This window comes from Bradyrhizobium sp. (assembly GCF_036735945.1).
Taxonomy (GTDB): Bacteria; Pseudomonadota; Alphaproteobacteria; order Rhizobiales; family Xanthobacteraceae; genus Bradyrhizobium.
Genome location: NZ_DAINNI010000035.1, coordinates 1 through 23,699 on the forward strand (window position 1 = coordinate 1; position 23,699 = coordinate 23,699).

General features: G+C 64.5%; 24 protein-coding genes. 21 read left to right on the plus strand and 3 right to left on the minus strand.

Annotation, left to right across the window (positions count from 1 at the left end):
• The 7 genes from V7E26_RS14285 to V7E26_RS14315 all read left to right on the plus strand — a co-directional run.
• Positions 1 to 1,071: cbb3-type cytochrome c oxidase subunit I (locus tag V7E26_RS14285; protein WP_324417004.1), on the plus strand; the 1,071-nt coding region annotated here is incomplete at its 5' end.
• A 31-nt stretch (positions 1,072 to 1,102) separates the two neighbouring features.
• Positions 1,103 to 1,975, plus strand: a complete 873-nt coding sequence (gene cyoE, locus V7E26_RS14290) for a heme o synthase (protein WP_324417006.1) — start codon at positions 1,103 to 1,105, stop codon at positions 1,973 to 1,975.
• Complete coding sequence (locus tag V7E26_RS14295; RefSeq protein WP_324417008.1) at positions 1,972 to 2,793, plus strand: SCO family protein; 822 nt, start codon at positions 1,972 to 1,974, stop codon at positions 2,791 to 2,793. Before cyoE ends, V7E26_RS14295 begins: the two co-directional genes overlap by 4 nt.
• 1 nt (position 2,794) lies before the next feature.
• Entirely contained in the window at positions 2,795 to 4,381 is a 1,587-nt protein-coding gene (locus tag V7E26_RS14300) for a cytochrome b N-terminal domain-containing protein (protein WP_324417011.1), read from the plus strand.
• On the plus strand, positions 4,378 to 4,878 hold the full coding sequence (locus V7E26_RS14305) for a hypothetical protein (protein WP_324417013.1): 501 nt from the start codon (positions 4,378 to 4,380) through the stop codon (positions 4,876 to 4,878). The genes V7E26_RS14300 and V7E26_RS14305 overlap by 4 nt, the downstream gene beginning before the upstream one ends.
• Positions 4,879 to 4,888: 10 nt before the next feature.
• On the plus strand, positions 4,889 to 5,287 hold the full coding sequence (locus V7E26_RS14310; RefSeq protein ID WP_324417015.1) for a bacteriohemerythrin: 399 nt from the start codon (positions 4,889 to 4,891) through the stop codon (positions 5,285 to 5,287).
• 38 nt (positions 5,288 to 5,325) lie between these two features.
• Positions 5,326 to 5,709 (plus strand): c-type cytochrome, encoded by a 384-nt coding sequence (locus V7E26_RS14315; protein ID WP_324417017.1) that lies wholly within the window; start codon positions 5,326 to 5,328, stop codon positions 5,707 to 5,709.
• A 21-nt stretch (positions 5,710 to 5,730) separates the two neighbouring features.
• Here V7E26_RS14315 and V7E26_RS14320 read toward each other — a convergent pair whose 3' ends face one another.
• A complete protein-coding gene (locus tag V7E26_RS14320) occupies positions 5,731 to 6,735 on the minus strand; it encodes an FAD:protein FMN transferase (protein ID WP_324417019.1) in 1,005 nt (334 codons plus the stop codon).
• Entirely contained in the window at positions 6,732 to 8,840 is a 2,109-nt protein-coding gene (locus V7E26_RS14325; protein WP_324417021.1) for a 4Fe-4S binding protein, read from the minus strand. Before V7E26_RS14325 ends, V7E26_RS14320 begins: the two co-directional genes overlap by 4 nt.
• 132 nt (positions 8,841 to 8,972) lie before the next feature.
• On the opposite strand from V7E26_RS14325, the gene V7E26_RS14330 reads away from it, so the two are divergent.
• The 13 genes from V7E26_RS14330 (at position 8,973) to V7E26_RS14390 (ending at position 22,438) form a co-directional block, all read left to right on the plus strand.
• Positions 8,973 to 10,748 (plus strand): cytochrome D1 domain-containing protein, encoded by a 1,776-nt coding sequence (locus V7E26_RS14330; protein WP_324417023.1) that lies wholly within the window; start codon positions 8,973 to 8,975, stop codon positions 10,746 to 10,748.
• 74 nt (positions 10,749 to 10,822) lie between these two features.
• Positions 10,823 to 11,599, plus strand: coding sequence for a uroporphyrinogen-III C-methyltransferase (cobA, locus tag V7E26_RS14335; protein WP_324417025.1), 777 nt, complete (start codon positions 10,823 to 10,825; stop codon positions 11,597 to 11,599).
• A complete protein-coding gene (locus tag V7E26_RS14340; protein ID WP_324417027.1) occupies positions 11,565 to 11,897 on the plus strand; it encodes a c-type cytochrome in 333 nt (110 codons plus the stop codon). The genes cobA and V7E26_RS14340 overlap by 35 nt, the downstream gene beginning before the upstream one ends.
• Positions 11,894 to 13,069, plus strand: coding sequence for a cytochrome D1 domain-containing protein (locus tag V7E26_RS14345; RefSeq protein WP_324417029.1), 1,176 nt, complete (start codon positions 11,894 to 11,896; stop codon positions 13,067 to 13,069). Before V7E26_RS14340 ends, V7E26_RS14345 begins: the two co-directional genes overlap by 4 nt.
• Positions 13,066 to 14,049: a siroheme decarboxylase subunit beta gene (gene ahbB / locus V7E26_RS14350; protein WP_324417031.1), complete on the plus strand. Its 984-nt coding sequence runs from the start codon at positions 13,066 to 13,068 to the stop codon at positions 14,047 to 14,049. Before V7E26_RS14345 ends, ahbB (V7E26_RS14350) begins: the two co-directional genes overlap by 4 nt.
• Positions 14,049 to 14,501: an Lrp/AsnC family transcriptional regulator gene (locus V7E26_RS14355; protein ID WP_324417033.1), complete on the plus strand. Its 453-nt coding sequence runs from the start codon at positions 14,049 to 14,051 to the stop codon at positions 14,499 to 14,501. Before ahbB (V7E26_RS14350) ends, V7E26_RS14355 begins: the two co-directional genes overlap by 1 nt.
• 2 nt (positions 14,502 to 14,503) lie before the next feature.
• A complete protein-coding gene (gene ahbB, locus V7E26_RS14360; RefSeq protein WP_324417035.1) occupies positions 14,504 to 14,980 on the plus strand; it encodes a siroheme decarboxylase subunit beta in 477 nt (158 codons plus the stop codon).
• 15 nt (positions 14,981 to 14,995) lie between these two features.
• Positions 14,996 to 16,204, plus strand: coding sequence for a heme d1 biosynthesis radical SAM protein NirJ (gene nirJ, locus V7E26_RS14365; RefSeq protein ID WP_324417037.1), 1,209 nt, complete (start codon positions 14,996 to 14,998; stop codon positions 16,202 to 16,204).
• On the plus strand, positions 16,182 to 17,747 hold the full coding sequence (locus tag V7E26_RS14370) for a cytochrome D1 domain-containing protein (RefSeq protein WP_324417039.1): 1,566 nt from the start codon (positions 16,182 to 16,184) through the stop codon (positions 17,745 to 17,747). The genes nirJ and V7E26_RS14370 overlap by 23 nt, the downstream gene beginning before the upstream one ends.
• The gene (locus V7E26_RS14375) at positions 17,744 to 18,514 is read left to right on the plus strand and encodes a sirohydrochlorin chelatase (RefSeq protein ID WP_324417041.1); all 771 of its coding nucleotides are present in this window, start codon (positions 17,744 to 17,746) and stop codon (positions 18,512 to 18,514) included. Before V7E26_RS14370 ends, V7E26_RS14375 begins: the two co-directional genes overlap by 4 nt.
• Positions 18,515 to 18,551: 37 nt before the next feature.
• Positions 18,552 to 19,001, plus strand: a complete 450-nt coding sequence (locus tag V7E26_RS14380) for a c-type cytochrome (protein WP_324417043.1) — start codon at positions 18,552 to 18,554, stop codon at positions 18,999 to 19,001.
• Positions 19,002 to 19,186: 185 nt separating this feature from the next.
• On the plus strand, positions 19,187 to 20,008 hold the full coding sequence (locus V7E26_RS14385; protein WP_324417045.1) for a universal stress protein: 822 nt from the start codon (positions 19,187 to 19,189) through the stop codon (positions 20,006 to 20,008).
• Between the two features lie 132 nt (positions 20,009 to 20,140).
• Positions 20,141 to 22,438: a heavy metal translocating P-type ATPase gene (locus tag V7E26_RS14390; RefSeq protein WP_324417047.1), complete on the plus strand. Its 2,298-nt coding sequence runs from the start codon at positions 20,141 to 20,143 to the stop codon at positions 22,436 to 22,438.
• Between the two features lie 86 nt (positions 22,439 to 22,524).
• Here the strand turns inward: V7E26_RS14390 and V7E26_RS14395 are convergent, their stop codons facing one another.
• A complete protein-coding gene (locus V7E26_RS14395; RefSeq protein WP_324417049.1) occupies positions 22,525 to 22,989 on the minus strand; it encodes a DUF6789 family protein in 465 nt (154 codons plus the stop codon).
• A 106-nt stretch (positions 22,990 to 23,095) separates the two neighbouring features.
• Between V7E26_RS14395 and V7E26_RS14400 the strand changes: the two genes are divergently transcribed.
• The gene (locus V7E26_RS14400; protein ID WP_324417051.1) at positions 23,096 to 23,668 is read left to right on the plus strand and encodes a hypothetical protein; all 573 of its coding nucleotides are present in this window, start codon (positions 23,096 to 23,098) and stop codon (positions 23,666 to 23,668) included.
• The last annotated feature ends 31 nt before the right edge of the window (positions 23,669 to 23,699 follow it).

Genomic DNA, 23,699 nt, shown 5'->3' on the forward strand with positions numbered 1-23,699 from the left:
TGGTCGCTCGGCCTGATCTCCGACATCGATCCGTTGATGTACAAGGTGATCTGGTGGGCGATGGGACACTCCTCGCAGCAGATCAATGTCTCCGCGCATGTTTCGCTCTGGTACCTGACCGCGGCGCTTCTCGTCGGCGCCAAGCCGCTGAGCGAGAAGGTGAGCCGCGTGGCGTTCTTCATGTACATCCTGTTCCTGCAGCTGGCCTCGGCACACCACCTGCTCGCCGAGCCGGGCATGGATGCGAGCTGGAAGATCGTCAACACCAGTTACATGATGTACCTCGCCGTGATGGGCTCGATGGTGCACGGCCTCACCGTGCCCGGTGCCATCGAGGCAGCGCAGCGGCGCAACGGCTTCAACCGCGGCATGTTCGAGTGGCTGCGCAAGGCGCCATGGGGACATCCGGCCTTCGCCGGCATGTTCCTGTCGCTGGTGTTCTTCGGCTTCATCGGCGGCATCTCCGGCGTGGTGCTGGGCACCGAGCAGCTCAACGTGCTCATGCACAACACCATCTACGTGCCCGGACACTTCCACGGTACGGTGGTCGCCGGAACGACGCTGGCCTTCATGGGCGCGACCTATCTCGTGCTGCCGCTGATCTTCCAGCGCGAGATCGTCTGGCCGAAGCTCGCCAAGATTCAGCCCTATCTGTTCGGTATCGGTGCGGCCGGCATCTCGCTGTTCATGATGGGGGCGGGCACCCTCGGCGTGGCGCGGCGGCACTGGGACATGACCTTCAGTGACGCCAGCCTCGGGTTTGCGCATTCGGCCGGCGCGTTCCTGATGATGGGACTGAACGGCATCTTCGCCATCATCGCGGCCATCGGCGGCATCATCTTCGTGCTGGTCGTCGTCGGCACCGCGCTGTTCGGCAAGAAGATCACGAGCGGCCACAAGTTGACCTTCCCGCTGTTTGCCGGCGGCGGCGCGGTCGCCTCGCACTACGGCAGCGAGAAGGCGCCGAAGCTGCCGGGCACGATCATCCTCGTGACCATCTTCTTCGTCTGCTTCGTCCTCTACTACTTCATCAACTGGAAATACCTCTCTGAGCTCTGGCTGTTCCGTTGATCGACTGTCGTCCCCAGGGAGGAGAGATACCATGCGCGCTGTAGCCTCAATGACGATCTCGCTCCTGAAGCTCAGGATCGGCGTCGCGATTGCGGCCAGCGCGCTGGCCGGTGTGGCGGCGGCTAGCGGCCCGCGGCTGGCGTGGTGGCAGATCGCCGGCCTCGCGCTCGCCGTGCTCGGTGCCTCCGGCGCGGCCGGCGCTTTCAACCACTACTACGAGCGCGACGTGGACAGGCTGATGCGGCGCACCCGCAACCGCCCGTTCGCGAGCGGCACTTTCAAGCCGAGCCCGTGGTGGCTCGCCGCCTTTCTGGCGCTGCTGGCGGTCTCGCTTGCGCTCGCCGTGGTGACGGCCGGGCACGTTGCGGCGGGCTATGTGTTCCTCGGCGCCTTCACTTACGGCATCGTCTATACGGTCTGGCTCAAGCGCCGCAGCACCTGGAACATCGTGATTGGCGGGCTAGCCGGAAGCTTCGCCGTGCTGGCAGGGGCGGCCGCCGTCGATCCGTCGCCGCAGATCGTACCCACGGTGCTGGCGGTCGTGCTGTTCCTGTGGACGCCGCCGCATTTCTGGAGTCTCGCTGCCGCCAAGGGCGAGGACTATGCGCGGGCCAACATTCCGATGCTGCCGGTGGTGGCCCCGGCCTATGCCTGGACTCTGGCCGTGCTGGTTCATGCGGTAGCTTTGGCCGTGATCTCGCTGGTCCCGGTCTGGTATGGGGCAGGGATGCTCTACGGCCTCTGCGCGGCAATCGGCGGCGGCTACTTCATCTGGAAGAGTATCCTGCTTCACCGCGATCCGTCGAAGGCGAATGCGATGGCGAACTTCTTCGCCTCACTCCTGCAACTGGCCCTGCTGATCGCGGGCGCGCTGCTATCGAGCGCCGCGGGACTTCTGTCATGACAGGCCTTCGCGCGGCATGTGCGGCGTCCGCGCTTATTTGCCTCCTGGCCACCCCTGCGCCGGCCGCGCCTGCGCTCGACCCGGGTGCCGCGATCGCAAAATCGACCCAGGCGCTGGGACGTACGGTTGGCAACCATCCGCTGACCGACAGCAGCGGCACGCCGTTCTCGCTGGCGGATTACCGCGGCAAGCCGCTGGTTGTCAGCCTTGTCTATTCGTCCTGCAGCTCGGTCTGCCCGCCGACCACGCAGCACACCATCGATGCGGTGACCGAGGCGGGCCGCGTGTTCGGGCTCGATCGCTTTGCCGTGCTGACCATAGGCTTCGATGCGCGCAACGACACTGTGCCGCGGATGGCGCAGTTCGCCTCAAGACAGGGCATCAAGCTGCCGAACTGGCGGGTGGCCAGTGGAGATGCCGCCACCGTCGCCGTGCTGCTCGACGATCTCGGCTTCAGCTACCGCGCGGTTGCCGGCGGCTTCGATCATCCGACGCAGACCACGATCCTCGACGGCGACGGCAAGGTCTATCGTCAGGTCTATGGCGAGGCCTTTCCGCTGCGCATGTTCATGGAGCCGATGAAGGACGTGGTTTACGGCAACAGGACGCCGTTTTCCTTCACGGGCATCGTCGACCGCGTCAAGTTTATATGCACAGCCTACGATCCAGGCGCCGGGCGCTACCGCATCGACTACGGCCTGGTGTTCGGCAGCGTGCTGGCGGCCATTTCGCTGCTGGTGATGGGAGGGCTGCTGCTGCGCGAATGGTTGCGGGCAGGGGCACGCGGCGACCGACAAAGCCTAGCCGACGGAAACTGACGTGAAGCGGATCCGCAAGGTGCTCAGAGCCGGGTTTGAACTGGTCGAGCGGCCGTTCGACCGCCTGTTCGGTCCTTCCCTCAATCCACTGGCGCAGCTCGGCGCGCTCGGATTCTTCTTCTTCTGGATCGTTACCGTCAGCGGTATCTATCTCTTCATCTTCTTCGATACCGGCATCGAGCGCGCCTATCAGTCGGTCGAGTACATCTCGCGCGATCAATGGGTTCACGCCGGCGTCATGCGCAGCTTTCACCGCTATGCTTCCGACCTGATGGTGGTGATGGTCGCGGTGCACCTGTTGCGTGAGTTCTCCCTCGACCATTATCGCGGGGTCCGCTGGTTCTCCTGGTTTACCGGACTGCCGATCATCTGGCTGCTCTATGCCTCCGGGATCACCGGCTACTGGCTGGTCTGGGACAAGCTTGCCCAGTTTGTGGCGCTGGTGTCGTCGGAGCTTCTGGACTGGCTGCCGATCTTCGGCGAGCCGATTGCGCGCAACTTCATCGCCACGGGCACGCTGACCAGCCGCTTCTTCTCGCTGATGGTTTTCATGCATGTCGCGGTGCCGCTGTTCCTGCTGTTCATCATGTGGGTGCATATCCTGCGCATCTCGCGGCCCAAGGTGAATCCGCCGCGCATGCTGGCGCTGATGTCGCTGGTGGCGTTGCTCGCGGTGTCGATCTGGAAGCCGGCGCTGTCGCAGGGCCCGGCCGACCTCGCGAAGGTGCCGAACGATGTCGGCCTCGATTGGTTCTACCTGCCGCTCTACCCGCTGACCAGGCTGTGGGGCAATGGCGCCGTATGGGCCTTCCTCGGTGCATTCTCGCTGATGATAGCCTTGATGCCGTGGCTGCCGCCGCTGCGCCGGGCGAAGGCGGCCGTGATCGATCTCGACCATTGCAACGGCTGCGCCCGCTGTGCCGAGGATTGCCCCTATGAGGCGATCCGGATGGTGGCCCGCACCGACAAACTGCCGTTCCCGACGCAGGCCGAGGTCAATCCGTCGCTCTGCGTATCCTGCGGCATCTGTGTCGGCTCCTGCCCGTCTTCGACGCCGTTCCGCCGTTCGGAGGAATTGAAGACGGGAATCGATCTGCCGGAATATTCGCTGCGGGAGCTGCGCGAACGGGTCATGGATAGGGCGGGCGGGCTGAGCGGCCCCGGACGCGTGCTGGTGCTGGCCTGCGAGCATGGTGCCGCGGCAGGACGGATCGGCGACACGGTGGTGATGCCCTGCGTGGCAATGGCGCCGCCGTCGCTGATCGACTTCATCCTCAGCCGCGACCTAGCCGACGGCGTGGTGGTTGCCGGCTGCGCCGAGAGCGCCTGCTACAACCGCCTCGGCATCCAGTGGACCGAACAGCGCTTTGCCGCCGAGCGTGACCCCTACCTGCGGGCCCGCGTGCCGCGGGATCGGATCGCGACGGTCTGGGCATCTGCCCTCGCGGTGACGAGGGCCGAGGCGGAGATCGCCGATTTCGCAGCGCGCCTCGCGACGATGCCGCCGAAGCGCCTGCGTTCACCGCTTCCGGCCAGTTCGCCGGTGCATCCGCCAAAAGTCCCGGAGACGGAAAGGGGTGCGACGTGACTGGCGTGCGGCTGGTGGGACAGTTCATCGTCATCGTGGCGCTGTTCGCCGGCGTCGCCGCGCTGTCGGACTGGCCGACCTACGGCCAGATCCCGAACAACTCGGGCGTCGTGATGCTGACTTTCGTGCATGGCGCGGACCGCAAGGGTGAGTGCCGGCGCCTGACGTCGGAAGAGATCGCAAAACTGCCGCCCAACATGCGAAGGGTGCAGGATTGTCCGCGCGGTCGCCGCCCGATCTATGTCGAGCTCGACATCGATGGCCATGGCGCATACCAGGCGAGCCTGCCGCCGACGGGAATCGCCGGCGACGGGCCCTCTCGGGTCTATCAACGCTTTGTCCTGCCCGCGGGCCGGCATGAGCTCGCCGTGCGCATGCGCGACACCGCGCGAGCCGAAGGTTTTGATCACGAGCGCCGCGACAGCGTGGAACTCGCGCCGGACCAGATGTTCGTGATCGATTACCGGCCGGAAAGCGGCAGCTTCATCTTTCGCTGAGGAGGACATCATGGGCCTGCTGCATTGGGAGAAACGTTACAGCGTTGGCATCGAGGCGGTCGACCACGAGCACCGCGAACTCGTCGAACTGATCAACCGACTGCACGAACAGGCGAAGGCGCAGGGCTCCAAGGTGGCCGTACTCGGCTTCTTCGGCGATCTCTACAGGGCGATCTCGGCGCATTTTGCGCTGGAAGAGCGCTTCATGCGCGAGAAAGGCTATGACCAGCTCCGTCCGCACAAGGGCGATCACGAGCGTCTCCTCGATGAGATCCGGGACATCATGGAAGACTACGAGGTCAACGACCTGTTCGAGGAGCGACTGCTGGCGCAGCGGCTCGACGCCTGGTTTTCCCGGCATTTCGAAAGCCACGACGCGCGCCTGCATCGCGCGCTGGGTCATCACTGAAACGCTGGTTTGCAAGACCTTCAACAAGGGAGACGAAGATGAGGAAGTTACTGGTTGCAGCGCTGATCTCGACCGCCGGCATTGGCGCGGCCACCGCGCAGGATCTGACGGCAGGCGCCACCTCGTACAAGAAATGCGTGACGTGCCATGACGTCGGGCCGACCGCCAAGAACAAGGTAGGGCCGGTGCTCAACGGGCTCGATGGTCGCAAGTCCGGGACCGTCGCCGGCTACAACTATTCCGATGCCAACAAGGCGTCCGGCATCACCTGGAACGAAGAGAGCTTCCTCGACTACATCAAGGACCCCAAGGCCAAGATTCCGAACACCAAGATGGTGTTCGCCGGCATCAAGAACGAGACCGAGGCGAAGGCGCTCTGGGCCCATCTCAAGCAATACGACGCCGACGGCAAGATCAAGTAGCGGAGCGCTGTCAGGCATCCATCAGACGGCCTGCCACGTCAAATCATCAGCCGGGGCTGCGATCCAGCGCCGCTCGACGCCGGCGTGATCGCGCGCCCACACGATGGTGCCCGGAAAGCGCGGCAGCAGGGTTGCGATTTTGTCGGCGGAAGCGATGTAGAAGGTCGTCGACAGCGCGTCGGCGACGGCCGCCGAGCGGTGGTGAACCGTCACTGTCTTCCAGCAGGCGGCGCTGCGGCCGCTGCGCGGATCGAACAGATGATGCGCGGCGCCACCGGCGCCGAGCACGCAGCCCGCGCCTTCGGACGTGGCGAGCGCGCCGCGCCGCAGCGCGATGGGCGCCCGATCCGCGCGCGCGATCTGCCAGGCCTTGCCGTCCAGCCTCGGCGCGAGGGCGCGCTGTTCGCCGAGGTCGACGAGTACGTGCTTCAGGCCGCGGCCTGCGAGCAGTTCGGCGATGCGGTCGGTGACGTAGCCCTGGCCGAGACCGTTGAGTGTCACGCGCTGACCTTGGCCGAGATAGATCGCGTCCACCTCTAACCTCACCAAGCGCCAGTCGACGGCCGTCCTCGCCCGCATGATCAGTTCTTCCGGCGGGGGTCCGGCATCGGGCGCGGTCGCGAACCAGTCGACATGGGCCTCCCACAGTGCCTGCACGGTCGGGTCGAACAATCCTCCGCTTGCCGCCGCCGTATGGATTGCGAGCGTCAGGGCACGCCTGAGATCGGCGCTGGGCGATTGCAGGAAGCGATCGCGGTTGAGCCGGCACAGTTCAGAATCTGCGCGGAACAGGCTCAGGGCGCCCTCCAGGCGGTCGATCTCGGCCTCGACTAGGTCGATGGCGGCTCTCGCTGCGTCGCGCTCGATACCGTTGAACAGGATCGTGGCATCGGCGCCCATCGCGACGCCGCTCCATTTGTAGTCGGTGGAAGAGCGGGCCGGGCCTCCGACGAGCGCTCCGGCCGCGGTCGCGGCCAGAATGGTGATCGCTCGCCGCCGCGTTGGTCTTTCAGGCGAACTGGTCATGGCCGCCCTCCCGTTTCGCCAGGCGCCGTCGGCGCCGGAATCGGCTGCCGTCGCTGCGCGCGCTTCTTCAGATGCAGGCAGATATCGTGATCGAAATAGTTCGCCTGGCACTTCAGGCAGTAGATGCATTCGTTGGGATTGATCTGACCGAGCGGATGGATGGCCTGCACCGTGCAGCGCCGCGCGCAGACGTGGCATTCCGATCCGCATTCGCGGTAACGCTTGAGCCACTCGAACATGCGCAGCCGCGCCGGGATCGCCAGCGCGGCGCCAAGCGGACAGAGATAGCGGCAATAGAAGCGTTCGACGAACAGGCCCGCCAGCAATAGCAGGCCGGCATAGACCACGAACGGCCACTCCCGCATGAACTTCATGGTGATCGCCGTCTTGAACGGCTCGATCTCGGCGAACTGGAATGCCGCGAGGATCGAGCGCAGCGAGATCGCGAGAATGCCGACAAAGGCGACATACTTGATCATCCAGAGCCGCTCGTGCAGTCCGAAGGGGATCTCGATCTGCTTGATGCCGAGCCGCCGCGCCAGCTGGTTGCTCAGCTCCTGCAGCGTGCCGAACGGGCAGAGCCAGCCGCAGAACACGCCGCGTCCCCAGAACAGCATGCTGACCGCGACGAAGCTCCAGAGCACGAATACCAGGGGATCGAGCAGGAACAGCTCCCAGCGGAAGCCCGACAGCAGCGCGTGGATGAAGGTGAGGACGTTGACCACGGACAATTGCGCATTCGCGATCAATCCGAGAAAGATCAGCGTCAGCAGCAGATAGCCGGTGCGCAGGCGGTAGTAGAATTTGCCATGGGCGGTGATGGTGTCCTGGAACACCAGAATGCCGGCCAGCACCACGAGCATGACGCCGAGCACCGCGATGTCGGAACGCCGCGCCCACCAGATGTCCTGCCACACGGTCTGATTCGTTGCCGGCTGCAACGGCGTCTTGCCGGGCGGCGGACTGGCGACAAGAGGGGCCGGCGGCGCGATCAGGTATCGCTCCGGCACGCGGTATTCGAGGGAGACGACGGCAGGGCCGCCGCCTGCTGACGGCGTGCCGAGGTCGAGATCGAGCCTGAACGGCTTGGTGGAATCGAAGCCGCTCGTCTGCGCGATGCGAAACACCGCGATCTCGCGCAGCTCCGGCGCTCCCGCCGCGCGCAGCGCTTCGACCAGCGTGTGGTCGGCCGCCTTCAGCCGGAACGTCCTGCCGGCCTGGATGAGTTCGATGCGGCTGAACGTACCTGACTGCCGCCACTCCGTGCCCTTGAAGGAGTAGAGCCCGGTGGCGCCGATCAGGATCAGGTCGTCGTCGGGCCCGATCCGGGCGAGCTCGCTTTCGTAGATGCGCTGTCCCAGCAGGCTCTCGCCGATCGGCGGCGGGGTCGCAAGCGCCAGCCAGAGATCGATGAAAGGCTTGTCGGGCTCGCTGTCCTGCATCCCCAGCATTCTCGCAGCTTCGCCCCGCGTCACCAGCTTCCGCTGCACGGCACCTTCGCCAAGCAATGTATGCCATGACGATCGCCGCAGGGTCTCGCGATCGAGCCGCGCGGCAGTATCGGCGACCGGACCGCGGCTGCGCAGCACGGTGCGCGCCGAGCGCAGGATGGCGTCGCGGATCACGGTCGAGGTGACGGTGGCGCCGGCCACCGCATGCGGGCCGCGCGCCAGATCGTCGGCCGGCTTCAGCGCAGCACCGGCTTTCGTATCGTAACCAGCAAAGTTCCTGACGTAAGCCGCGAGCGCATCCTTCGGAATGCCGATGACCAGGATCGGCTCCTCATGCGCCACGATCTGTGCGCCGGCGATGATTCCTTCCGTCGTGACGGCGGCGACGATATCGAGGGGACGCCCGGCGTAGCCGACCGATCCCGATACTTCATGTGTCGAGAAGGCGTAGCCGAGCAGCTTTCCATCGGCGCCGCGAACGGCAGCGGCCGGCGGACTGCCTTGCGTCTGCTCGATCGTTACGGTGGGCGAGAAGAAGCCTGAAGCGACCGACAGATCGGCGCAATCGGCGGCGCTTGCGGAAAGGAAAATCGCTGCGAATGCGCACAGCACGCCGCGTAGCGTAAACAACCTGATCGCGGCAATATCTCGCATGAAAGCGATCAGGCAGATTCCAGGCGACAACGCGTTGATCTAGGTCAACTCGCCGCTTAACCGCAGTCAAGGCGCGACGACATTCGCATCAGGCATAAGCAGCGTGAGAGATTCTCATGCTGGAGGTATGTGATGCGACATCGCGTTTTCGAATTCGTGGCTCTGGGCGGGATCGCGGCCGCGGGTATATTCGGCCTCGGCTCATCGGCCGGATTGGCGCAGCAGCCCGCCACGCCGAAGCCTGCCGATCTTCAGCAGCACAAGACCACGCCGGGCGGTCAGTACCAGCCGAGCCTTGACGTGCTCGGCGAGAAGACGACGGAGCAGCCGGGCGCCAAGCCGGGCGATCCCCAGCTCACCAAGGCCGAGTTCGACAAGGCCAACCGCATCTACTTCGAACGCTGCGCCGGCTGCCACGGCGTGCTGCGCAAGGGCGCGACCGGCAAGGCGCTGACTCCGGACCTCACCAAGAAGCTCGGCTTCGACTATCTGCGCGACTTCATCACCTACGGTTCGCCGGGCGGCATGCCGAACTGGGGTACCTCGGGTGACCTGCCGCAGGCCGAGGTCGAATTGATGGCGCGCTACCTGTTGAACGAACCGGCGCAGCCGCCGGAGTTCGGCCTGAAGGAAATGAAGGAGACCTGGAAGGTCATCGTCCCGGTCGCGCAGCGGCCGACCAAGAAGATGAACAAGCTCGACATCGACAACCTGTTCGCGGTGACGCTGCGCGACGCCGGCGAGGTCGCGCTGATCGACGGCACCACCAAGAAGATCGAGCTCATCCTCAAGACCGGCTATGCTGTGCACATCTCGCGCATGTCGGCATCGGGCCGCTATCTCTACACCGTCGGCCGCGATTCCAAGCTCAACCTGGTCGATCTCTGGATGGATCCTCCGCAGACGGTCGCCGAACTGAAGATCGGCACCGAGGCGCGTTCCGTCGAGACCTCGAAGTTCAAGGGCTATGAGGACAAGTTCGCCATCGCCGGCGCCTACTGGCCGCCGCAATATGTGCTGATGGACGGCGCAACGCTCGAACCGTTCAAGGTGGTGTCGACGCGCGGCATGACCTACGACACCCAGGAATTCCATCCCGAGCCGCGCGTCGCCTCGATCGTGGCCTCGCACTACAATCCGGAATTTGTCGTCAACATCAAGGAGACCGGCCAGATCCTGCTGGTCAACTACCAGGATCTCAAGAACCTGAAGGTGACGGCGATCGAGGCCGAGCGCTTCCTGCATGACGGCGGTTTCGACAAGACCGGGCGTTACTTCCTGGTGGCGGCGAACGCGCGCCACAAGGTCGCGATCGTCGATACCAAGGACAACAAGCTGGTCAGCGTGGTCGAGTCCGGCGGACAGACGCCGCATCCCGGCCGCGGCGCCAACTTCATACATCCGAAGTTCGGACCGGTCTGGGCCACCAGCCATCTCGGCGACGAGACCATCTCCTTCATCGGTACGGATCCCGAGAAGAACAAGCAGAACGCCTGGAAGGTCGTGCAGAAGGTCAACGGCCAGGGCGGCGGCTCGCTCTTCATCAAGACCCATCCGAAGTCGGAGAACCTCTACGTCGACACGCCCCTGAACACCGATGCCGAGATCTCATCGTCGGTCGCCGTGTTCAGGCTCAAGGACCTCGCCAAGGAGAAGCCGGAATACAAGGTGCTGCCGATCGGTCAGTGGTCGGGCATCTCCGAAGGCGCGCGTCGCGTGGTGCAGGGCGAGTACAACAAGGAGGGCACGGAGATCTGGTTCTCGGTCTGGAACAACAAGGCCCAGGAATCGGCAATCGTCGTGGTCGACGACAAGACGCTGCAGCTGAAGACGGTGATCAAGGACAAGCGCCTGGTGACGCCGACCGGCAAGTTCAACGTCTACAACACGCGCAACGACGTCTACTGACGTCCTCAAGACATCGGGGTGGCGTCGAACCGCGCCGCCCCGATGGGGAAAAGCAAGTCAGCCGGAGCGCGCGCATGAGCGTCGGAAAGGTCTATCTGGTAGGCAGCGGTCCAGGCGATCCCGAGCTTCTCACGCTGAAGGCGATACGCGCGATCGCCAGGGCCGATGTCGTCGTCTATGACCGGCTGGTGTCCGAGCGCATTCTGGAGACGATCGGCGACGGCACGGCCCAGATCAACGTCGGCAAGCAGGCCAACTTCCATCCCGTGCCGCAGGCCGAGATCAACGAAATACTGATCCGGCTGGGCCGCGCCGGCCGCACGGTGGTGCGACTCAAGGGCGGCGATCCCTTCATTTTCGGCCGCGGCTGCGAGGAGGCGGCCGAGCTGGAAGCCGCCGGAATCCCCTATGAGGTGATCCCGGGGATCACAGCGGCGCAGGGATGCGCCGCGGCCGCACGCATCCCGCTGACCCATCGCGGTCTTGCGAGCGGCGTGCGCTATGTCACCGGTCATCGCAAGGCCAACGAGCCGCTGGATCTCGACTGGGCGAGCCTTGCCGATCCCGACACGACCCTCGTCGTCTACATGGGCCTTTCCAACATCGAGGAAATCGTCGCGGAACTCGTTGCCCATGGGCTTCCGATGAGCACGCCCGTTCTTGCGGTGTGTCAAGGCACGACGCCCGGAGAACGGCGACTATGCACTCGCCTTGCTGCGCTGGCTGATGCGGCGCGCGAGGCAGCGTTCTCCGGCCCCGTCCTGTTCATCATCGGCCGGGTCGCCGGGCTGGCCCTGGAGCGAAGTGGGAATGACGATGCGACGATCGACGCGATCTCCGTTGTGGCCTGAGCTGGTCGTCGCGCTGGTGGCGGCCACCGTGCCGGTCTCGGCCGAAGAGATCGCGAATGCCGGCAAGCTCGCAAACCTGGTGCGTCAGGATTGCGGCTCCTGTCATGGCCTGACACTGCGGGGAGGGCTGGGCAAACCCCTGACATCAGAGAATCTGGGCGCCTGGAATCGCGAGCAACTCGTCAGCATCATTCTCGACGGCGTCCCGGGCACGCCGATGCCGCCATGGCGCGCGCTGCTCAGCGAGGGCGATGCGCGATGGATTGCCGACCGGCTGCAACAGGGGAACCTGCCATGAACGCGGCCGTGCGCATTCTGCTGGCGTTTCTGCTCGTCCTGCCCGCTTTGGCTGGTGCCGGCGAATTGCGCGGCACCGGCAGCCTTGGCGTGGTGGTCGAACGCGCGACCGGGTCGGTCCTGATCGTGGACACGATGGCGCGACGGACGATCGGCCGTGTGGAAGGCCTCGGCGATCTCTCGCACGCCTCGGCCGTGTTCTCGCCGGACCAGCGCTACGCCTACGTCTTCGGGCGCGACGGCGGGCTCACCAAGGTCGACCTGCTCACATCGTCGATTGCGAAGCGAGTCGTGCAGGCCGGCAACGCGATCGGCGGCGCCATCTCCGACGACGGTACGCTGATCGCCGTTTCGAATTACGAGCCCGGCGGGGTGCGCGTCTTCGCAGCCGACACGCTCGATCCCGTGGCCGACATCGCGGCCATCGGCAGCAACGGCAAATCCTCAAAGACGGTCGGCCTGGTCGATCTCCCAGGCCGCCGCTTCGCCTTTGCGCTCTATGATGCCGGCGAGATCTGGGTCGCCGATCTCTCCGCGCCGGAAACGCTCGCCATCGAAAAACTCACCGGTGTCGGCAAGCTGCCCTATGACGGCAATGTTACGCCGGACGGCCGGCATTATCTCGCCGGACTGTTCGGCGAAGACGGCGTCGTGCATGTCGATACCTGGCAGGCGCCGCTGAAAGCCGAGCGTATTCTCGACCGCTACGGCCGCGGCGAAGAAGCCCTGCCGGTCTACAAGATGCCGCATCTCGAGGGCTGGGCGGCGGTAGGCGACAGGCTGCTGCTGCCGGCGGTCGGCCGCCACGAATTGATCGCGGTGGATGCGCGCAGCTTTACCGAAAAGGGTCGCGTGGCGACCTATGGCCAGCCGGTGTTCGCGGTGGCGCGGCCGGACGGCCGCCAGGCCTGGGTCAATTTCGCCCATCCGAAGAATGACACGATCGACGTCGTCGACGTCCAGACGCTGAAGCTTGTCCATCGCTTCGCGCCGGGCCCGGCAGTGCTGCATATGGAGTTCACGCCGCGCGGCAACGAGGTCTGGGTCTCGGTCCGCGACGCCGACCGTGTCGACGTCTACGACACCGCGACCTTCACCAGGAAGACTGAAATCCCGGCGCAGAAGCCTTCGGGAATCTTCTTCACCGCGCGCGCAACGAGGATCGGACAATGACGCCGAATCACACCGAGCTCGCACTCATCGATCGGTGGCAGCACGGCTTTCCGCTGGTGGAAAAGCCCTTCGAAGTGGTCGGCCGCTTCGCCGCGCTTGACCAGGACGAGACCATCGGCATCTTCCGCAAGCTGCGGGAGAACGAGGTGATCTCCCGTGTCGGCGCCGTGGTGAGGCCGAATACGGTCGGCGCCAGCACGCTGGCCGCCATGCAGGTGCCGAAGGAGCGGCTGGAGCAGGTGGCCGGGATCGTCAGCCGCGAACCGCTGACCACCCACAATTACGAGCGCGAGCATGCGCTCAATCTCTGGTTCGTCGTTGCGGGCGCGGGGGCGGAGGCGATCGCTGCGACCATCGAACGTATCCGCCGGCAGACCGGCATCGACGTTCTCGACCTGCCGATGCTTCAGGCCTATCATCTCGGTCTCGGCTTTTCGCTCGGCGCCGCGCCGCCACAGCGGCGCGAGCCGGCAAGTCTCGCCGACTATCGCTCCGATCCGCGCGACAAGGCCATCCTTGCCGCGATCGAGGACGGCCTGCCGCTGATCGAGCGTCCCTATCGCGCGGTAGCCGACAAGCTGGACCTGAAACAGTCCGAAGTCATCGATCGGCTCGACCACATGAAGGCATCCGGCATCGTCACGCGCTTCGGCTGCGTGGTGCGGCACGAGAAGCTCGGTTACAGGTCCAACGCCATGGCGGTGTGGGATGTGCCCGACGATCGTCTCGATGACGTCGTCGAAAGCTTTGCTCGCCATCCCAAGGTCACGCTGTGCTACCGACGGCCGCGCCATCCGCCGATCTGGCCCTACAGCATCTTCTGCATGGTGCATGCACGCTCGCGCCGGGACGCCTATGCCGTGATCGATGAGATCAATCTGGAGGCCGACACCGGCTTGCTGCAGCAGGCGGTGCTGTTCTCGACACGTTGCTTCAAGCAGCGCGGCGCGGTGTTTTCCGAGACGGCGGGATTGAATTGATGCTCTATCTTGATCCCACCGCCCGCGCCATCGTCAACGGCCTGCAGGGCAAGTTTCCGCTCACGTCGCGGCCGTTCCGCGACGCCGGCCGGGCACTGGGACTGACCGAAGACGAACTGATCGAGGGCGTCCGCGATCTCACCGATTCCGGTGCATTGAGCCGCTTCGGCCCGCTGTGGAACGCCGAACAGATCGGCGGCGGCGTCTGTCTCGCGGCGATGGCGGTTCCTGAGGCTCGGTTCGAGGAAGTCGCCGAAAAGGTCAACGCGCATCCGGAAGTCGCCCACAATTACGAGCGGACCCACCGGCTCAACATGTGGTTCGTGATTTCGGCTGACGATCCGCGGAAGATCGAGCAGGTGATTGCCGCGATCGAACGCGAGACCGGCCTTGTCGTCTACGCCATGCCGAAGGCGCGCGAATTCTTTGTCGGCTTCCGCCTCGAGGTCTGACCATGCTGGATGCTATCAATCGGCAACTCATCGCGGCCACGCAGGCCGGCCTGCCGCTGACGCGCGAGCCGTACCGCGCGCTGGCCGAGCAGCTCGGGCTCGATGAGGCGGATGTATGCGAGCGCCTGCAGGCTCTGCTGGATCGCGGGGCAATCCGCCGCATCGGGGCAATCCCCAATCATTACGCGCTCGGTCTCACCGCCAACGGCATGTCGGTGTGGGACATCGCCGACGCTGCGGTTGCGGATGTCGGCGCAAGGGTAGGGGCGCTCGACTTTGTCACCCATTGCTACGAGCGACCGCGGCACCTGCCGCTCTGGCCCTACAATCTGTTTGCGATGGTGCACGGGCGAACGCGCGACGAGGTCAGGGCCAAGGTCGCCGAGATCGCCGGGCTGATAGGTCCTGCCGCGCGCGGGCACGAGATTCTCTTCTCGACCCGCATCCTGAAGAAAACCGGCTTGCGTATTGCGGCCTGAGCGGAGAAACCCCGGATGTTTCGTCTCAGCCACTATCTTCGCGACATCGGCGAGCCGGCGCCGGCGGGCCCGGTGCGCCAGCCGCCCGGCCCGGTGGTGATCTGGAACCTGATCCGCCGCTGCAACCTGACCTGCAAGCACTGCTATTCGATCTCGGGCGACGTCGACTTTCCCAACGAACTCACGACCGGGGAAGTCTTTCGCGTGATGGACGACCTCAAGACGTTCCGCGTCCCGGTGCTGATCCTGTCCGGCGGCGAGCCGCTGATGCGGCGCGACATCTTCGAGATATCCAGGCGCGCCAAGGAGCAGCGATTCTATGTCGGTCTCTCCAGCAACGGCACCCTGATCGACGCCGCTCTTGCCGAGCGTATCAGCGACATCGGCTACGACTATGTCGGCATTTCCCTTGACGGCATCGGTGCCACGCATGACCGCTTTCGTGGCCGCGCCGGCGCCTATGACGAAGCGCTGGGCGGCCTGCGGCTGCTGCGCGACCGCGGCATCAAGGTCGGCGTCCGCTTCACCATGACCGAGGACAACGCCGTCGAGCTGCCGCGTCTGCTCGATTTGGTGGAGCGGGAAGGGTTTCCGAAATTCTATCTCTCCCATCTGGTCTATGCCGGCCGCGGCAACAAGAACCGCGGCACGGATGCGGCATGGCAGACCACCCGCGACGTGATGGACATGGTGATCGAGCGCGCCTGGCGCTGGGCGCAGGCCGGCAGCGAAATGGAGATCGTGACCGGCAACAACGACGCAGACGCGATCTATCTCCTGCAATGGGCCGGGCGCAACGTGCCCGACGCGGTGGAGAGCTTGCGTGAAAAGCTCGTGCGCTGGGGCGGCAATTCCTCGGGCGTCAATGTCGCCAACATCGACAATCTCGGCAACGTGCATCCGGACACGATGTGGTGGCACTACAATCTCGGCAACGTGAAGCAGCGGCCGTTTTCGGAGATCTGGTCGGACCTTTCCGATCCGGTCATGGCGGGGTTGAAGCGGCGGCCACGGCAGATCGGCGGTCGTTGCGGCGCCTGCGCGCATTTTTCGATCTGCAACGGCAATACGCGCGTCCGGGCGCTGCGGATGACCGGCAATCCCTGGGCCGAGGATCCCGGCTGCTACCTCACGGACGCGGAGATCGGCCTTGCACAACCCGTGGAGCGCGTCCGCACCAGCGCCTATCGCGGAGCCCGTCATGAAGCACCGATTTCCTATTAGCGCGGTCGGCGCGCTGCTTGCACTCGTGGTCGGTGCGGCCCCTGTCGCGGCCGAGCCCGACGCCGCCAGGCTCTACGCCGATCATTGCGCGCAATGTCACGGCGCTGACCGGCTTGGCCAGCTCGGGCCTGCCTTGCTGCCGGAAAATTTGGGACGGCTGACGGGGGCGCGCGCAATCTCGGTGATCGTAAACGGCCGCGCCGCCACCCAAATGCCGGGCTTTGCCGGGAAACTTAACAACGAGGAAATTGCGAGCCTTGCCGCCTACATTGCGACGCCGCTTGCGGCGGTGCCCGCATGGGGCGCTGACGAGATTTCCGCCAGCCGCGTCATCCATGCCTCGGCGCCGGCGCTTGATCGGCCGCGTTTCGATGCCGATCCGAAAAACCTGTTCGTCGTTGTCGAAGCAGGTGACCACCACGCCACCATTCTTGACGGCGACCGTTTTGAGCCGCTGGCGCGATTTCCCACCCGCTTCGCCCTGCATGGCGGCCCGAAATTTTCGCCGGACGGACGCTACGTCTTCTTCATGTCGCGCGACGGCTGGGTCAGCAAGTATGATCTGTGGACGCTGACCTTGCTCGCTGAAGTCCGCGCCGGCATCAATGCGCGCAATATCGCGATCTCCCGCGACGGCAAGCACATTGCGGTCGCCAACTATCTGCCGCGCACGCTGGTGATGCTCTCGGCTGATGATCTCTCGGTCGAGAGGATATTCGATGCCCGGGACAAGAAGGGCAATCCGTCACGGGTCTCCGCGGTGTACCAGGCGCGGCCGCGCGACAGCTTCATCGCCGCGCTGAAGGACGTGCCGGAGATCTGGGAGATCGCTACCGACCCCAACGCGCCACCGGTCTATTCCGGCTTCGTGCATTCGCACGAGAAGGGCATGATCGAGGCGCTGCCGTCGTCGCAGGGCCTGTTTGCGCTGCGCCGGATCGAAACGCCGGAGCCGCTTGATGATTTTTTCTTCGATCCGACCTATCGCAACTTGATCGGCTCGGCGCGCGAGGGCAGGGCTGTCGTGGTCAATCTCGTGGTGGGGCGCGATATCAAGCAGCTCGACATGCCCGGTTTGCCGCATCTCGGCTCCGGCATCTCCTGGAACTGGAACGGCCGGGCGGTCATGGCGACGCCGCTGCTGAAGGCAGGCAAGATCAACGTCTTCGACATGCAGGATTGGTCGCTGCTCAAGACGATCGAGACGCCCGGGCCGGGCTTCTTCATGCGCAGCCACGAGAACTCGCCCTACGCCTGGACGGACAGCATGATGGGCGGCAGGAAGGATACGCTGTCGATTATCGACAAGCGCACGCTCGAAATCGTCCGCAGCGTGACACCGGAGGCGGGCAAGACCGCCGCGCATGTCGAGTTCGACAAGGACGGCCGGCATGCCCTGGTGTCGGTGTGGGAAGACAACGGAGCCCTTGTGATCTACGATGCGACGACATTCGCGGAGGTCAAGCGGCTTCCGATGTCGAAGCCGTCGGGCAAATACAATGTCTGGAACAAGATCAATTTCTCGGATGGAACCAGCCATTGATTGAAGGCACGGGCGCGACGACGGCGCTCCTGCTCGCCGCGCATGGCGAGCGGCAGCCGGGCGCCAGCAACGAAAGCGTGATGAAGATCGCGCGCGCCATCCGTTCCCGCGAGATTGTATCGGAGGTTGCAGTCGGATTCATCCACGGCGCACCGGCGATCAAGGATGCACTAGGCGGATTGGCGGCGCGCAGGATCATCGTCTACCCGCTGTTTGCTTCGAATGGCTATTTCACGCGCGATCGCCTTGTTCAGCTGATCGATGAGGCAAGCGGAGCCGCCCGCGAGATCGAAATTCTTCCCCCGCTCGGCCTCGACCCCGGTCTTCCGGCGCTGGTCATCGACCGCATCGGACAGGTGGCAGCCGAAAACGGGCTCAGGCCAAAGGCCTTGACGGCGGTCCTGCTCGCTCATGGCTCGCGGCGCGACCCCGCTTCCCGCGAAGCGACCGAGGCGATAGCAGGCGCCATCGCCAAGCGCGGGGGAAGCCGCGATGTCACCGTGGCATTTCTTGAAGAGCAGCCCGATCTCGAAGAGGCCGTGCGATCGATCAAGGGGCCGGCAATTGTAGTGGGCATGTTCTCCGGCGACGGCGTGCATGGCGCCAGGGATGCGCCGCATCTGGTCGCGAAGCTCGCGCGGAGTGACGTGATATATGCCGGGGTGATCGGGAATGCGCCCGGCATCGAGAGCGTGGTTGGTGGCTCCGTGCTCAAGGCGCTGGGGGCCTTGACCTGCATCAAACCGCACCAAACCAAAGGCTGTTAGCAAGATTCATCCGAAAAATGCGGGCGGAGGGCATGATATGATCACCGGTTGCCTGAAGCGGTTGATGCTGGTCGGCCTGGCTGCCGGGTTTGCCGGTGCGACGCAGGCTGAAGAGGTGGACATCGGCAGGTCAGAATTTCAGGCTTCGTGCGCAAGCTGTCATGGCAAGGATGGCAAGGGCAAAGGACCTGTCGCCGAGCAGCTCAAGGTGCCGCCTTCCGACTTGACGATGCTGGCCAGGAACAACAACGGCGTCTTTCCCACGAATGCTGTTTACGAAACCATATATGGATCGAAATCAGTTTCAGCTCACGGCACACGTGAAATGCCGATCTGGGGGGAACGGTTCAACCCGATCGTCAACTTGCCTCACGCCGTTGATCCCTCCTATTGGAAGTTGGCCGGGCCGGAGCAAAGCCCTGAGGTCGTGATACGAACGCGCATCCTCGCCGTTCTCGACTATCTGAGCCGGATTCAGCAAAAGTAGCGACCGGTCTCGTTCGACCGACCGGTGTCGGATCGTCGGGCTCCTTCCGGGCTCGGGTGGCGACCTTCGAGAGTTTCGTCCCAACCTATGCACAGCAGGGTGGGCGCGATTGATTTGCCTCAATCGCTCCGGGCTCACGATGCGCGAAAATGCTCCATCACAACCGATTTCTGGAGCAGACCATCATGAGCTTCGCAAACGTCATGGCATATGTGGACCCACAGCAACAGGAAGAAGGACACATCCGCGTCGCGGAGGCTATTGCCAAGCGGTTTGACGGTTCGGTCATCGGCGTCTCCGCCTTCGCGGTCAAGCCTCCCTTTGTCGCAGAAGGTGTCATCATCGAGGAAACGACCCCGGAAGATTTGAGGCGGATGAAGGCGGATCTGGCTGCCAAAGGCGACTGGTTCAGAAAGATCGTCGACATGCCGAGCGACAAGGTCGAGTGGCGCTGGGGCGTGGAGTATCCGACGGCGTTTCTGGTGACGCAGGCGAGGGTGGCGGATCTCGTTGTCGTCAAGCGCGACCAGCTGAAGAGCGACGAGTATCACTATATCGATTCGGCAACGGCCATGCTGCGGGTGGGGCGTCCGGTCCTGTCGGTCCCCGAGCGGGTAACGGAAATATCCGCGGAAAAGATCGTGGTTGGCTGGAAAGACGCCCGCGAGGCCCGCCTCGCCGTGCAGCAGGCGCTTCCGCTTCTGACACGGGCATCACGGGTCACGATCGTCGAGCTCTGCACATCGGATCAGCAAGATGCGGCGCGGTTGCGCGTCCGCGACGTCTCAAGATACCTCGAGAGCCACGGCGCCAGCTGTCAGATCGATGTTCGCGTCCACTCGGCGGAATCAGATGCGCATTGCCTGATACGGTTGGCCAGGGAGGAGGGCGCGGACCTGATTGTGGCAGGTGGTTACGGGCACAGCAGGCTCGGCGAGTGGATGTTCGGCGGCATGACCCGCGGCCTCCTGCAGGAGGCGCCGATCTGCCTGATGATGTCACATTAGACGAGCCGATGATCCCAGCGCTGGAAATTGCCTTTGGTTCGCGAGCGCACGAGATGTCGGCCATTGGCCCTGGATGATGCGTCGATTGGATGATGCGCCGGGACGAGAGTTGTTGGGGGATGGAGACGGTTGATGCTTGCTGAGCGGATTCTGCGACGAACGCTGGTGGCGATTGCCGTCGCGGGATTGAGCGCCGGTATCGTCGCATGGGCCATGGGCCGTCCCGACCTGGCTGATCTGTTCTGGGCGCTCGGCACGGCGCCGGTGATTGCAGGACTTGCCGTCTCGATCGTCAGGGATCTGCTGGCCGGACGCATGGGAGTAGACGCGATCGCGCTGCTGTCGATGAGCGCGGCGCTGGCGCTCGGCCAGCCGCTTGCCGGCGCGGTCGTCGCGCTGATGTATTCGGGCGGCAATCTACTCGAGGATATCGCGATCGCGCGGGCGGAGCGCGATCTGCGTTCGCTGGTTGATCGTGCGCCGCACCATGCAAATCGAAAGACCGACGATCATTTCGAGCAAGTTCCGGTGGACGCCGTCTCGATCGGAGATGAGCTGCTGGTGCGGGCGGGCGAGGTCGTGCCTGTCGATGGCGTCGTTCATTCGGCTTCGGCAACGATCGACGAATCCGCGATCACGGGCGAGCCGATCCCGGTCGAGAAGGCGTGCGGCAGTGCCGTTCTTTCGGGCTCGCTGAATGCAGGCGGAACCTTCCAATTGACCGTGACCGCCCCCGCCGGCGAGAGCACCTATTCCGGCATCGTGCGCATGGTGACGGCGGCGCAGACCGCGAAGGCCCCGTTCGTCAGGCTGGCCGACCGCTATGCGCTGGTCTTTCTGCCCGTGACGCTTGCCGTTGCCTTCGTGGCCTGGTGGATCTCCGGCGATCTGACCCGGAGCCTTGCCGTGCTGGTGGCGGCGACGCCCTGTCCGCTCATTCTGGCCGCGCCCGTCGCCTTCATCGCCGGCGTGGCGCAGGCGGCCCACCGCGGCATCCTGGTCAAGGGCGGCGGCGCGCTGGAGGCGCTGGCCCGTGCGCATACGGTGCTGTTCGACAAGACCGGCACGCTGACGGTGGGAGGAGCCCGGCTGCTTTCGGTCGAGGTCGCGCCGGGACAGACGGCGGAGGAGGTGCTGACGCTTGGGGCATCGCTTGAGCAGGCCTCGCATCATGTGCTTGCCAAGGCGGTCGTTGCAGCGGCCGTCGAGAAAGGTTTCAAGCTCAAGACGCCCGAGCAGGTCAGAGAGGAGATGGGCTCCGGCCTGAGTGGCCTGATCGACGGTCGTCAGGTAACGGCAGGCTCGCGGGAAATGCTTCGTTTGGACGGCGAACCGTCCCCGTGGGAACTGCGGGCAATCCGTCGCGCCTCGTGGCGTTCGGCGCTGATCGTCTTTATTGCCGTCGATGGTCGCCCGATCGGTGCGCTGCTGTTGGCCGATGAGTTGCGGTCCGATACGCCGCGGGCGATCCGGCTGTTGCGCGAAGCGGGCGTCGCGCGGATGGTCATGGTCACCGGCGATCGCGCGGCGGCAGCGCAGGCGATCGGCGCGGCGCTCGATCTCGATGCGGTGCTGGCCGACCGGGTTCCTGCCGACAAGGTCGAGGCGGTGCGCAGCGAGCAGCGGCTCAATCCGACCATCATGGTCGGCGATGGCATCAACGACGCACCGGCGCTGGCTGCCGCCGATATCGGCGTGGCGCTCGGCGCACGGGGCGCCAGCGCGTCGTCCGAAGCGGCTGACGTGGTGATCCTCACCGATCGGCTCGATCGCGTCGGCGAAGCGATCGTCATCGCGCAGCGGGCGCGCCGCATTGCCCTGCAGAGCATTTTCGTCGGCATGGGATTATCGTTGGCCGCCATGTTGGCGGCAACCGTCGGCTGGCTTGCACCGGTGCCCGCGGCCATCGTCCAGGAAGTGATCGACGTTGCGGTGATCCTGAACGCGCTGCGCGCGCTGACGCCGGCGCAAGGCGGCAGCGGCCGCCGCATCACCGCGGAGCAGGCACTGGCCTTGCATCATGACCACCAATCGCTGTCCAGGGATCTCGACCGGCTGCGCACGATCGTCGATACGATGGACGATGCGTCGCCCGAGGCCGCAGGGAGTTTGATTGGAGAAGCCCACCGCCTGGTTGAGGGCAGCGTCGTAATGCACGAACGCGACGACGAGAGCAGCGTATATCCGGAGATTGCCGCAGTGCTGCGCGAACGGCACGGCCTATCGGCCATGAGCCGCGCGCATCGCGAGATACTGCATCTCGCGCGGCTGCTGGCTCGTATCGCGGAGGATCTGCCCAGGGAACGGATCGACCGCTATCTGATCCGGGACGCCCAGCGCGTGATCGAGGCGATCGAGACGCTCGTTCGAATGCATACGGCCCAGGAGGAGGACATTTACGAGGCTGTCGCCGGCCCGACGGCGGCGTAGCAAACTGCCGCCGACGATTAACTGACGCGACGTATATGGCGTGCCAACCCGTGAGGATGGTTGCTCCTTCGTTGGTCAACCAGAAATCACGGATCTGCCGAGACCCTGTCGAAGAAACCATGGACTAGGCTCATTGTCACGCTGTAGGCCAATAGCGCTCCGAGCATGAGCATGGCTGGCGCAATGCCCAAGCCGAGCTTGGCAGCGAAGACACCCCGATCGACAAGGGGAAAGAACAAAAAGCCCATCACCAGCCAGGCGCAGACGCCGAAGTAGACGCCCTTGAGCCAGGGGCTGTTTCCAGGCAGGAAGCGATACGTTTGGCCGAAAACGAATCCCCACACGATTGCACCGTTTACAAACGACAGCAGCCGGACAACGCCAGTGTGTACTTCTGCTCCAACCAGCCATGACAGCCCGCGTTGCATGTCTTCGTTGGGCTGAAATCCGGGCAGCGGGCCGCTCCTGCTATGCACCAAGATCAGCAGCGAGTGCACCAGCGTTCCACAAAACCCGGCGATAAACGCGTTCCGGATCTTTCTGAAGGTCATGCGAGATACAGACCTTTCGGGGTTCTCACTGCGGCGAAGTGACGTCTTGGCAATGTAAGCCGATTTGGACCGATCACCAGAACGTGTTGATCCGGATCGTCGTACGTTGCTCTGGCTCAAACTTGTCGTGTCGCCCGAACCCTATCAATCCACCGGCCAGTCGAAATCAGGGATGGAGGAGACCCGAGCAATGTTCATAAGAAAATGGCTTGTATTGACCGTTACCGCATTTGCTCTCGGCTGCGCCGGACCAGGGCTTGCCGTGGAGCCGCATGCGCACGGAGACAAGGCTGCTGCAGCCAAGCTTCGGCTAAATCATGGCAAGAAATGGCAGACCGACGAAGCGCTGCGCCGCGGCATGAACGAAATTCGCGCCGCCATGACGGAAGCGTTGACGCCTATCCATGAGAACGTGTTCACGCGTGCGCAATATGATGCGCTGGCGGACCGCACCCAGGCACAGATCGACTACGTTGTCAGCAACTGCAAACTCCCTGAGGCGGCTGACCACCAACTCCATATCGTGCTCGAGCAAATCATCGATGGCGTCGCCGGGATGAAGGCTGCGACCGGGCGTGACCAGGGCGCGGCGAAGATCGTGCGGGCGCTCGCCCAATACGGTGACCATTTTGATCACGCCGGCTGGCGGCCGGTGGCTGCTCCAACGCACGGAAAGTAGTTCGCGACGATGCGGATCGGATATGAGTTGG